Here is an 11,745-nt window from a genome sequence, read left to right as displayed (position 1 = left end):
ATATAGTTATATAATATATAGTTATAAGGAGAATTTTATGAAAGAATATAGTGCATGTACTACCATTCTAGTAGGTAAAAATGCTTCAATTGATGGTACTACAATGATTGCGCGTAATGATGATACATTCCGTCCAATTACCCCACAAAAATTTATTATTGAACCAGCTCGTCATGGTGAAAAGAAACACATTAAATCATGGCTTAATGAATTCGAAATGGATTTGCCAGAAGATGCACAACGTGTTCCTGCAGTACCAAATGTAGATTACAAGCATCGTGGTTACTACGATGAAAGTGGTATTAATGAAGAAAACGTTGCTATGTCATGTACTGAATCAACATATGGCAATGAACGTACTTTAGCATTCGATCCACTTGTTAAGGATGGTTTGGATGAAGACTGTATGCAAACTTCAGTTTTGCCATACATTCACTCAGCTAGAGATGGTGTTAGATACTTGGGTAAATTAATTGCTAAGTATGGTTCACCAGCTGGTAACTCAGTTCTTTTCAGTGATAAAGATGAAATTTGGTACATGGAAATTGTTACTGGTCACCACTGGGTTGCTGAACGAATTCCTGATGATTGCTATGCTGCAACTGGTAACCGTGTAGCTATTGAACAAGTTGATTTTGACAATCCTGACTACTTTATGTGGAGTGAAGGAATTCAAGAATTTGTAGAAGAACATCACTTGAACCCTGATCACGAAGGTTGGAATTTCCGCCACATCTTCGGTACTTATACTGAACAAGATCGTCACTATAATACTAACCGTCAATGGTACATTCAAAAGTTGTTTAATCCAGAAATTGAACAAGATCCACAAGATGGTGATATTCCATTTATCCGTAAAGCTGCTAAGAAGATCACTAAGGAAGACATCCAATTTGCATTGGGTTCACACTACCAAGACACTCCATATGATCCATTTGGCAAGGGTACTGAAGAAGAAAAGCACCGTTATCGTCCGATTGGTTTAAACCGTACTCAAAATGCTCATATCTTGCAAATTAGAAGTGATGTGCCAGCTGATCGTGCTGCTATTATGTGGTTATGTATTGGTGGTCCAACCTTTACTCCATTTGTACCATTCTTTACTAATATGAACGATACCGATCCTTCATACAACAATACTTCAATGGATTACAATATGAATGATGCATGGTGGTACTACAAGTCATTTGCTGCACTTGTTGAAAGTCATTACCCACAATTTGTTCAACTTGATACAACTTACTTGACTGAACTTAACCGTTACTTCAGAGGTCGTGTTGAAGAAATTATTAAGGGTGCTGATGGCAAGTCAGGTGAAGAATTGACTGATTACTTGACTAAGGAAAACCAAAAGACAGTTGCTCATACTCGTAAGGAAACTGAAAAGCTTTGGGGTCAAATGATGATTGATTCCATTAACATGTCTAAGTTAACTTTCAATATGGACGAAAATCTTTAATTTGAAATTCAAAAAACAGTTCAACTTTGTTGAGCTGTTTTTTCTTAGACTAGTATAATTAAGTTATTGAATTGAAAGGACCTGAGACGATGACAGAAAGTACGATTGGCTCATTTTTTACTAGACTTAGTAACGACGTAGAAAAATAAATGGACTCTGATTTAAAGAGTTTTAACATTACTGCAATGAACTAGAAATTTTGATTGAGTTGGAACACCATAAACATGGTAAAACATATGAAAAGTTGGCTAGAGAACTTCATGTAACAAAAGACAAAGTAGAAGAATTAGTAAAGAATCTAGTTGCTAAAGATTTAGTTACCGATGATAATGGTACCGTGATTTCTACTGAAAGTGGCAAAGAACTCTGCAAAAAGGTGGAAAAACATCGTGTAGAAACCCCGATCAAACTACAAATGCTTAGCAATGATGAGACTATGGGTTTGGTTAATGTTTTAAAGAAAATGCTAGAAAAAGAAGAAAATTAAGCAAAAAAAGATCAATGGTTGTATTTCACCATACAAACAGTTGATCTTTTTTATTTTTATTAGAAATTATTTTTTCTTATCTAAAACTGAATGATGAATGCCATAGCAGAAGTAAATAATTAAACCTAATATGAACCAAATGCCGGCGTAAAGTTTAGCTTGATAGTCTAAACCTAAGAAGACGATTAATGCAGCTAAGAATCCTAAAGCGGGCAATATTGGGTAAAATGGCATCTTAAATGATGGATCATCAATATCCTTGCCTTCACGTGGACGTAATCTGTAGATGCCCAATGATACAAACATGAAAGCAATTAAAGTACCTGCTGAAACTAATTGAGACAGCATGGAGAATGGGAAGAAAGCACTAAGCAAAATACCGCCAATGGTCAAAGTCCAAAGTGCATTATTAGGACGACGGTCAGAATTTAACTTACCTAACCATTTAGGTAACATCCCGTCGCGACCAAATGAATAGATTAATCTTGAACCTGCCATACCCATTCCGATCAATGCAGTGAACATTCCCAAAACCGCGATAGTTTGAACAACTACAGCAACAATTGGGTGACCAGCATAACGCAAAGCCAAACCAACAGGTTCTGCAGAGTTAGCATACATCTTGTATGGCATCATACCGATCAATACTAAACTTACGCCTACAAAAAGCGCAACAGCAATAGCCAATGAACCTAAAATACCACGAGGCATTGTTTTTTGCGGATTAATAGCTTCTGCAGAATTAGCTGCAATAGAGTCAAAGCCGATGTAAGACAAGAAAATCATTGATACACCAGCATAGATTCCTTGCCAACCACCAAATGGTCCATGGGCAGTAGGACGATATTTAGGAATAAATGGTGTAAAATTAGCACCCTTTAATGCAGTTAAACCAACTACAATAAAGAGCAAGATAGCTAAAACTTTAAGAACAACTAATCCATTTTCTACACGAGCAGCTCTTGATACCCCATGACTAATTAAGAGTGCTACTAATAGGATAGAAATAAGTGAAATTGCATCAATAATTCCACCATTGGTACCAAAAGCATTGGATAAAGAAGCTGGTAGCTTTAATCCCATAGGCGCAATCAATGCTCTAAAGTTGGCGGAAAGACCAGATCCAACAAACGCCGAAGCAATAAAGTATTCAGCTAAAAGAGCCCATCCGGCTATCCAGCCCCAGAATTCTCCAAATACCACGTTAATCCATGAATAAGCGGATCCTGCAAATGGCATGGCAGCGGCCATTTCAGCGTAAGCAAAAGCTACCAAACCGGCAGCAATTGCAGCCAAAATGAATGAAATTGCAACCGCTGGTCCGGTGTGTAGGGCAGCAACTTCACCAGGCAAGGTAAAGATTGAGGCAGAGACGATAGTCCCAACCCCTAAGGCTAAGAAATCTTTAACCTTTAATGATCGAACCAAGTGTCCATCTTTATTTTCATAAACACGTGGATCTTCTTTTTTGTTCATTCGTTGCCAAAGATTCACAATACAACTCCCTTTATGTTTAAAATAAGATTACTTAATTATAATTAAAAATACGTTAAAAAATCAACCGAAAGTAGTTAAAATTTTGTGTTTTAAATCAATTAAATAGTGAACAACGAGGACAAATACAAGCTCTGCTTGATTCAGGCATAACTTCCTGTTCCGCTATTGCTCGAGAAGTTGGCTGTCACAAATCGACAATTAGCCGTGAAATCAGACGTGGTAGCGTCCTGCAAAGAGATCATAACTATCTGCTCTATGAGCATTACTATGCCGATACTGCGCAGATCTATCATAATAAGCGACGCAAGAACTGCTATAAGCGTGATCCGTTAAAACATTATGCTGTTTTTCTGAGAATGCTGTCTAAGCGGTTTAAAGCTAAATTTGATGCTACCAGCATTGATGAGTTTGTGGGTGAGTTCAAGCAGACGATGCCAGGCTATCCCTGCCCCAGCACGTCTATCGTTGATCGCGGTTTGCTAGATATAAGCAATATTGATCTGCCAATGAAGTTTAAAATACGCAGAAACAAACGGCATCATAGTCATGATGGGCATGCTTTACACAAAAAGAATCTTGGCAATTCAATTGAGCAGCGGCCTAAAGAAGTTGAAGACAGAGCAACTCCTCTTCACTGGGAAGGAGATTTGGTTAAAAGCGTTAGACGTAAAAATCAACCTGCTTTGATGACTCTGACAGAAAGAACTACTGGTTTTGAAGTTGTCATCAAAATACCAGATTATCGAGCAAGTACTTGTCAAAGACTGCTTCAAAAAGAAATAGACCAGCATCCTGATTGGTTCAAGACTATTACTTTTGATAATGGTTCTGAGTTTGCAGATATGGCTAAAATCAAGAACTGTCAGATCTACTTTGCTCATCCATATTCACCTTGGGAAAGAGGCACAAATGAAAACTGCAACGGTCTTCTGCGTCAATTTTTCCCTAAAGGCAAAAGCATGAAAGATAAGACAGCTGCATATGTTCAACAGGCAGCTAATGCCATTAACCACAAACATCGCCGAATCCACCAATATCACACAGCAGAAGAACTCTTCAAGCAATATATCTCTTCATAACCTAACTGTTGCACTTAAATTGACAATTCAGGAATTTCCTTTATATAGCATAAATAGCAATTAACATTTTTGGTAGTATCATTTTTTTGATATACTAAAGACTGGTGAAGATTAATGGATGAATTAACGAAAAATGAAGAATTAGGCGACTTATATGCCTATTATGGTTCTTTATTAACTAAGGGACAGCAATCTTATTTTGAAGATTATTATTATAATGATCTATCATTAGGTGAGATTGCGGTCAATCATGATGTGTCTCGACAAGCTATTTATGATAATTTAAAGCGCTCGAGCAAGATTTTGCAAAATTATGAAGCAAAATTGCATATGCGGCGCGATAATAATCATATTGAGGATGTGCTGGCGGATGCACTTTTGTCGATAGATAATAATGATAGTAAAACTGCTAAAAAAGAAATAACCAATTTATTAAATCAATTGAGGGGAGAGTAAACCCATGGCTTTTGAAAATTTAAGTGAAAGAATTCAAAAAGCATTAAAAAATTTAACTGGTAAAGGTAAAGTTTCAGAAGAAGACATTAATAAGGCAAGTCGTGAAATTCGACTAGCATTGCTCGAGGCCGATGTTAACTTTAAAGTTGTTAAGGACTTTATTAAGACTATTAAGAAGGAAGCTCTCGGCAAAGAGGTTCAAGAAAGCTTAAACCCAGGTCAACAAGTAATTAAGATCGTTAATGAAGAATTGACGAAGATGATGGGTGAAGAGGCAGTTCCTTTAAATAAGTCTAAGCATATTCCAACTATTATTATGATGGTTGGTTTGCAAGGTACTGGTAAGACTACTACCGTTGGTAAATTAGCATATCATTTACAAAAGACGCAAAAAGCTCGTCCACTTTTAATTGCCGGAGATATTTATCGTCCTGCTGCTGTTGATCAGTTAAAGCAAATTGGTGAACAATTAAAGGTGCCTGTTTTTAGTGAAGATGGCGAAAAAGACGTTGCTAAAATTGTTCAAGATGGTTTAGCTGAAGCTGATAAAAACAAGAATGACTATGTCTTAATCGATACCGCCGGTCGTTTGGAAATTGATGAACCATTGATGGAAGAATTGGAGCGTGTTAAGAAGGTTGCACAACCAGACAACATTCTTTTGGTAGTTGATGCAATGACTGGTCAGGCAGCTACAGATGTTGCTAAAGGCTTTGATGAGCGTCTTGACGTTACTGGCGTAATTTTGACCAAGTTAGATGGTGATACTCGTGGTGGTGCTGCACTTTCAATTCGTGCAGTTACTGGTAAGCCAATTCTGTTTACTGGTCAAGGTGAAAAATTAAGTGATTTAGATATCTTCCACCCAGATAGAATGGCTTCTAGAATTCTTGGTATGGGTGACATGCTTTCCTTAATTGAAAAGGCACAACAAGATTACGATGCCAAGGAAGCTGAAAAAGTCGCTGAAAAGATGCGTGAAAATACATTTGACTTCAATGACTTTGTTGATCAAATGAAGCAAGTGCAAAAAATGGGTCCACTTGATCAAATTATGAAGATGATTCCTGGAATGGCAAATAATCCTCAATTAAAGAATCTTAATGTTGATCAAAAACAAATCGACCATACTATTGCCATTGTTTATTCAATGACTGAAGCAGAGCGAGAAGATCCTGATCTTTTGAATCCAAGTCGTAGAAGAAGAATTGCTGCTGGTTCTGGTCGCCCCGTTGTAGAAGTTAACCGCATGATTAAGCAATTTAAGCAAATGCGCGATATGATGAGCAAGATGACTAAAGGAAACATGAAGGGGTTAAGCAACTTGCCAGGTATGGATTCACCAATGGCTAAGATGGCTATGAGACGCCTGAATAAGAACTTTAAGAAGAACAAAAAGAAGCGTATGCGTAAGATTAAGAGATTCCATTCATAAAAAAATAAAGGGTGTTAAGGAAAAACACTTTACACCTATTTGCTTTGGTGGTATATTATTAATTGTTAAGTTTTAGGAGGAAATTAATTTATGTCAGTTAAAATTCGTATGCACCGCGCTGGTGCCAAGAGAAAGCCATTCTACAGAATCGTTGTTGCAGACTCACGTATGCCACGTGATGGTCGTTTCATCGAACAAGTTGGTTACTACAACCCAGTTTCACAACCAAAGGAATTGAAGCTTGATGAAGACAAGATCTTTGATTGGTTACAAAAGGGTGCACAACCTTCAGATACTGTAAGATCACTTCTTTCAGGTGCAGGCTTGATGACTAAGTTGCACGACGCAAAATACAACAAGTAATCTTGTGATGATTAAAAGCTTGATGCTAAGTGCTCAAGCTTTTTTTCTTACTTAAAAAGGAGAAATATATGGAATATTTTGATGTCGCGCGAATTTTGACGACTCATGGGCTAAATGGAGAAGTTAAGGTTAATGTGATTACAGACTTTCCTGAAGAGCGTTTTGCTGAAGGGATGCACCTATCACTCAGAAGTGACACTAACCGCACATTAACGGTTGAAAAAAGTCGCCCTTTTAAACAATTTTGGTTGATTCAATTTAAAGAGATTACCGATATTGATCAGGCAGAAAAATTGCGTGGCCAGATTTTAGTAGTAAGTGAAGAAGATCGCGGCGAATTGCCTGATGGCGTTTATTATTATAAAGACATTTTTGATTGCGATGTAATTGATGAAGAAACTGGTAAAAGAATCGGTAAAATTGTTGATATCCAATCTCCTGGTGCAAATGATATTTGGCTTGTGCGTGAAGATGACGGTAAAGAATATTGGATTCCCAATATTGCCGATGTCGTTAAAAAAGTTGATGTAGCTGCCAAAAAGGTTTACGTAGAGTTAATGGAGGGGTTACGGGATGAAGATTAATGTATTAACACTTTTCCCAGATATGTTTACGCCTTTGCAGGTCTCAATGTTGGGGCGTGGTCTAGAAGATGGCAAGTGGGATCTAAATTTAGTGAATTTCCGTGATTTCACAACAGATGTACATCACCATGTTGATGATACTCCTTATGGTGGTGGTGCTGGCATGGTGCTTCAAATTATGCCAATAAAAAAGGCTTTGGATTCTTTACCTTCTACTGGCAAGGTAATCATCACTGCCCCTCAGGGAAAGACTTTTAATGAACAAATGGCTCAAGATTGGGCCAAAGAAGATGAATTAACTTTTATTTGTGGTCACTATGAAGGCTTTGATCAAAGAGTCTACGACTTAGCTGATGAGACTGTTTCAATTGGTGATTATGTGTTAACTGGTGGAGAGCTTCCAACCATGAGCATGATTGATGCTACTGTACGTCTTTTGCCTGGCATTTTAGGTAATGCTGCCAGCCCAGTTGAAGAGAGTTTCTCACATGGCTTATTAGAATATCCGCAATATACACGCCCAGCTGATTTTGAAGGGCAGAAAGTACCTGAAGTATTAACTAGTGGAAATCATCAAAAGATAGCCGAGTGGCGTCATAAAGAAGCACTTAAGGCTACTTATCTTCACCGTCCAGACATGCTAGAAGATCGACAGCTTACTAATGAAGAAAAGAAAATGCTTGAAGAAATTAAGTCAGAGCTTGATTAAGCTGGCTTGATTTGTTAAACTATTCTTCGTGGCAAATGCCATTAAATAAAGTTATGGGTGTTCCGCTGGCGCTGGTGCGTGAATGAATGCCGAAGAGGGAGAAAAATATATTATGGATCCATTAATTCAAGAATTGACTAAAGAACAAATTCGTGACGATATTCCTGCTTTCCGTGCAGGTGATACTGTTACTGTTCACGTACGTGTTGTTGAAGGTACTCACGAACGTATTCAGTTGTTCGAAGGTGTTGTAATTAAGAAGAAGGGTACTGGCATCGGTGCTACTTACACTGTTCGTAAGATTGCTTCAGGTGTTGGTGTTGAAAGAACCTTCCCAGTTAACGACCCACGTGTTGCTAAGGTTGAAGTTAAGCGTCATGGTCGTGTACGTCGTGCTAAACTTTACTACTTACGTGAACGTCACGGTAAGTCAGCAAGAATTGCTGAAGCACGTCGTTAATCATAACGTCGATATGAAGAAGCTAGTTCCATTTGGAACTAGCTTTTTTGTTTTTACAAGCATTTCATATATTAATATTATGCAACTATTATCATAGTTATAAATTGTGAAAAAATCTAAGTGAAACTACTGTGTAACATTAAAAATATATCACAATGTCTGACTAAATGAACTAAAAAGACCATTATATAAATAAAATGCAATTGTGAAGTAAATTTCACAAAGATAGATGCTAAGTGTGGAATTAAAGCGAAAGCCGCCATTTATCCACAATGGCGGCTTTTAATTTATATTAAATTGATTATATTATACTATGTTTCTTTTAAATGTAAAATATTTTTGATTAATATTATAATAAATATATTAAAAAAGAAATCAGGTGAGATGATGGATTATCCTAAGAAATTATTAGAGGAAGTAAAAGAACGGTCTAAAGGCATGCGCTTGGAAGGAATAAATTCAGGTAGTGGACCAAAGCATCCCTTGTTAATGATTGTCGGTGAAGCACCAGGACGTAATGAGATTGTTAACAATATCCCATTTAGTGGTGATGCCGGCAAGGAATTGGATAAATCCTTGAAGCAAATTGGTTTATCACGAGATCAGGTTTATATCACTAGTGCGGTTCGTAGCCGTCCATTTAGCGTGAAAAAAGTTTTCAGCAAATGAGAAAATAAAGAGGTAATTAAAAGACCTAATCGTAAACCAACTAAAAAAGAAGTACTCGCGCATGCACCATTTCTTGATTATGAAATATCTTATGCGGATCCTCAGATTATTGTTGCTTTAGGAAACACTGGCTTAGAACGCTTACTTGGTCCAGGTCACAAAATTTCGGCTGAACATGGCAAAGTTATTGACAACATACCAATCCTTGAACTTAATACAGCTAAAGATGGCTATGTTTGGTCAAAAAAGAAGTACACGGTCATTCCGGAATATCACCCTGCAGCAGTTTTTTATAATCGTAAATTAAGCGATGATATTTTAAAAGATTGGGAAGTAATAAAACCTTATATCGATAAAGAAAGGGAAAGCAATGAGTAACGAAACTTTTTTAATTCCAATTAGACAAAATAATGATCTATCCGATATCGCTCTTAATGAATTACGTATGGACTTAGATGAGCATCCCTTGCATCAAAGAGCCTATACAGAATTAGCCTATTTAACAGGTAACAGTCGCAAATATAGCCTAAATAATGTCAAAACGATTGATAGCCCACTTAGAAATAAAAAGATTCTATTTTTGGGCTCATCTGTAACTTTTGGCTTCGGGGCTTTAGGTGAATCGTTCGTTGATTATTTATGGAAAAAAGATGGCATTGCGGCCATTAAAGATGCGGAAAACGGAACTACATTAGTAGATCAAGAGACTAGTTATCATGGTGATTCCTGTGTTGCTCGTTTCAAGGAAAATCTTAAAACTCCAATTGATATGTTGGTTTTACAGCTTTCTACTAATGATGCACGTACCAACCAGAAATTAGGCAAAGTTAGTGATGATGACCATTTTGATACGCAAACAATCATCGGTGCGATGGAGTATATCATCAGTCAAGCTCAAGCTACATGGCATTGTCCAATTATGATTTATACTAATCCATATTTTGAAAACAAGTTATATGAACAAATGGTAAAAGCAGCACATCAATTGGCTCAAAAATGGAATATTGAAGTCTTGGTTTTATATAATAATCCTGATTTTAAAGACCAACCAGCTCTTTACATGGCTGATGAAATTCATCCAACGCGAGCAGGATATTTAGAAAAATGGCTGCCAGTTTTTGAAGATGAATTAACTAAAATTTTGGCAAAAAAAATAAACCCAAGCCATTAGCTTAGGTTTGCTTACTAATCGATATTGTTTCTGTAAAGACCAACTACTTTACCTAAAATAGTTACCTCAGGTAAGATAATTGGAGCCATCGTATCATTTTCTGGTTGCAAACGGTAATGATCTTTTTCTTTATAAAAACGTTTAACAGTGGCTTCATTTTCGTCAGTCATAGCTACTACGATTTCGCCATTATTAGCGGTGTTTTGTTTTTTGACGATAACGTTATCACCGTTCAAAATGCCGGCATTGATCATGCTTTCACCGTGAATTTTTAACATAAAGAGTTCACCAGCATCATTTTCAAGATCTGGTGGAAGTGGGAAGTATTCATCTATGTCTTGAACTGCTAAAATTGGGTGTCCAGCAGCAACAACGCCAACAACTGGAATTCTCTTTGGCTTGATGCCTAATTCTTTTTTACCCTCATCGGTAATTTCGAGTGCACGGGGTTTAGTTGCATCTTTGATTAAAAGGCCTTTGCGTTCTAATCGAGCTAAATGCCCGTGAACGGTAGACGTAGAAGATAGCTTAACTGCAGCACAAATCTCCCGAACTGTTGGTGGAAAGCCACGATGGTCGACAGTATCATAAATATAGCGTAAAATTTCTAGTTGTTTGGTATCACTGTTTTTCTTAGACATAATTTTTCTCCGTTATTGTAAAAAAAGATTTTATTTATACTTATTTTAACAAAAAAATAGCATAGTCTCAAACGAACGTTCTATGAAAAGTATCTTTTTTTATTGTATAAAATACGGTAGACTAAAGATTGTTAATGCGAGGTGAATATATATGAATAAAGATGCAATGAGTAAAGAAGAGGAAAAAAAGGTAACAGATCGAATTAACGAACTTTACCATAAGAAAGAAAAGGAAGGTTTGACTCCTGAAGAGGAACAAGAACGTAAAGAACTTCACAAAAAATTCCTTGCCAACTTCAGAGCTACCTTTAAGCAAGATGTTGAAAATATGGTAATTATTGATAAGAATGGCAAGGAAGTAACTTCCGAAAGAGCCAAGCGTGCACAACGCAAAAAAGGTCTTAGAAAAGACTAATTAAGTCTTTAAAAAAGATGAAAATTTATGTAAGATATTATTGTTAGTTATGGAGGATTAATATGAATTTAGGTTTAGCAATTTTTTTGATTATTATTGCACTTTTGGTCGGCGCTGTTGCAGGTTTTTATGGTGCAAGAGCATACATGAAGAATTATTTTAAGGAAAATCCTCCAATTAGTGAAGACATGATTGTTGCTATGATGTCTCAAATGGGACAAAAGCCTTCTAACAAGAAGGTTCACCAAGTAATGAACATGATGAAACACCAACAAAAATAATTTGATTTCTTGTTGGATTGAAGGGTAAAGGTTTTTCCG

General features: G+C 36.7%; 13 protein-coding genes and 2 pseudogenes. 13 read left to right on the top strand and 2 right to left on the bottom strand.

Going from position 1 to position 11,745, the window contains the following annotated elements; translation table 11 throughout:
- Positions 1-37: 37 nt before the first annotated feature.
- Both HMPREF0518_RS07505 and HMPREF0518_RS07500 read left to right on the top strand, forming a co-directional pair.
- Positions 38-1,459 (top strand): C69 family dipeptidase, encoded by a 1,422-nt coding sequence (locus HMPREF0518_RS07505; protein WP_003627558.1) that lies wholly within the window; start codon positions 38-40, stop codon positions 1,457-1,459.
- Positions 1,460-1,658: 199 nt separating this feature from the next.
- Complete coding sequence (locus HMPREF0518_RS07500; RefSeq protein ID WP_003627557.1) at positions 1,659-1,946, top strand: helix-turn-helix domain-containing protein; 288 nt, start codon at positions 1,659-1,661, stop codon at positions 1,944-1,946.
- 66 nt (positions 1,947-2,012) lie between these two features.
- On the opposite strand, the gene HMPREF0518_RS07495 is transcribed toward HMPREF0518_RS07500, so the two are convergent.
- Positions 2,013-3,440 (bottom strand): APC family permease, encoded by a 1,428-nt coding sequence (locus tag HMPREF0518_RS07495; RefSeq protein WP_003629078.1) that lies wholly within the window; start codon positions 3,438-3,440, stop codon positions 2,013-2,015.
- 95 nt (positions 3,441-3,535) lie between these two features.
- Here HMPREF0518_RS07495 and HMPREF0518_RS09845 point away from each other — a divergent pair.
- The 9 genes and pseudogenes from HMPREF0518_RS09845 to HMPREF0518_RS07450 form a co-directional block, all read left to right on the top strand.
- Positions 3,536-4,522 (top strand): annotated as a pseudogene (locus HMPREF0518_RS09845) (IS30 family transposase); the annotation flags it as partial.
- Positions 4,523-4,636: 114 nt separating this feature from the next.
- Complete coding sequence (gene ylxM, locus HMPREF0518_RS07485; protein WP_003627552.1) at positions 4,637-4,978, top strand: YlxM family DNA-binding protein; 342 nt, start codon at positions 4,637-4,639, stop codon at positions 4,976-4,978.
- A gap of 4 nt (positions 4,979-4,982) precedes the next feature.
- On the top strand, positions 4,983-6,413 hold the full coding sequence (gene ffh, locus HMPREF0518_RS07480; RefSeq protein WP_003627550.1) for a signal recognition particle protein: 1,431 nt from the start codon (positions 4,983-4,985) through the stop codon (positions 6,411-6,413).
- A 90-nt stretch (positions 6,414-6,503) separates the two neighbouring features.
- A complete protein-coding gene (gene rpsP / locus HMPREF0518_RS07475; protein ID WP_003627549.1) occupies positions 6,504-6,776 on the top strand; it encodes a 30S ribosomal protein S16 in 273 nt (90 codons plus the stop codon).
- A 68-nt stretch (positions 6,777-6,844) separates the two neighbouring features.
- Positions 6,845-7,360, top strand: coding sequence for a ribosome maturation factor RimM (gene rimM, locus HMPREF0518_RS07470; RefSeq protein ID WP_003629074.1), 516 nt, complete (start codon positions 6,845-6,847; stop codon positions 7,358-7,360).
- The gene (trmD, locus tag HMPREF0518_RS07465) at positions 7,350-8,069 is read left to right on the top strand and encodes a tRNA (guanosine(37)-N1)-methyltransferase TrmD (protein ID WP_003627547.1); all 720 of its coding nucleotides are present in this window, start codon (positions 7,350-7,352) and stop codon (positions 8,067-8,069) included. Before rimM ends, trmD begins: the two co-directional genes overlap by 11 nt.
- 112 nt (positions 8,070-8,181) lie before the next feature.
- Positions 8,182-8,529 (top strand): 50S ribosomal protein L19, encoded by a 348-nt coding sequence (gene rplS, locus HMPREF0518_RS07460; protein WP_003629071.1) that lies wholly within the window; start codon positions 8,182-8,184, stop codon positions 8,527-8,529.
- Positions 8,530-8,916: 387 nt separating this feature from the next.
- Positions 8,917-9,576: pseudogene (locus tag HMPREF0518_RS07455) on the top strand (uracil-DNA glycosylase).
- A complete protein-coding gene (locus HMPREF0518_RS07450) occupies positions 9,569-10,369 on the top strand; it encodes an SGNH/GDSL hydrolase family protein (RefSeq protein ID WP_003627544.1) in 801 nt (266 codons plus the stop codon). The pseudogene HMPREF0518_RS07455 and the gene HMPREF0518_RS07450 overlap by 8 nt, the downstream one beginning before the upstream one ends.
- Positions 10,370-10,383: 14 nt before the next feature.
- On the opposite strand, the gene lexA is transcribed toward HMPREF0518_RS07450, so the two are convergent.
- A complete protein-coding gene (lexA, locus tag HMPREF0518_RS07445; protein ID WP_003627542.1) occupies positions 10,384-11,010 on the bottom strand; it encodes a transcriptional repressor LexA in 627 nt (208 codons plus the stop codon).
- Positions 11,011-11,161: 151 nt separating this feature from the next.
- Between lexA and HMPREF0518_RS07440 the strand changes: the two genes are divergently transcribed.
- On the top strand, positions 11,162-11,425 hold the full coding sequence (locus HMPREF0518_RS07440; protein ID WP_003627541.1) for a DUF896 domain-containing protein: 264 nt from the start codon (positions 11,162-11,164) through the stop codon (positions 11,423-11,425).
- A gap of 62 nt (positions 11,426-11,487) precedes the next feature.
- Complete coding sequence (locus tag HMPREF0518_RS07435; protein ID WP_003627540.1) at positions 11,488-11,706, top strand: YneF family protein; 219 nt, start codon at positions 11,488-11,490, stop codon at positions 11,704-11,706.
- The last annotated feature ends 39 nt before the right edge of the window (positions 11,707-11,745 follow it).

The sequence above is a fragment of the Lactobacillus helveticus DSM 20075 = CGMCC 1.1877 genome, from assembly GCF_000160855.1.
Classification (GTDB): Bacteria; Bacillota; Bacilli; order Lactobacillales; family Lactobacillaceae; genus Lactobacillus; species Lactobacillus helveticus.
This window is presented reverse-complemented; position numbering and strand designations above follow the sequence as displayed.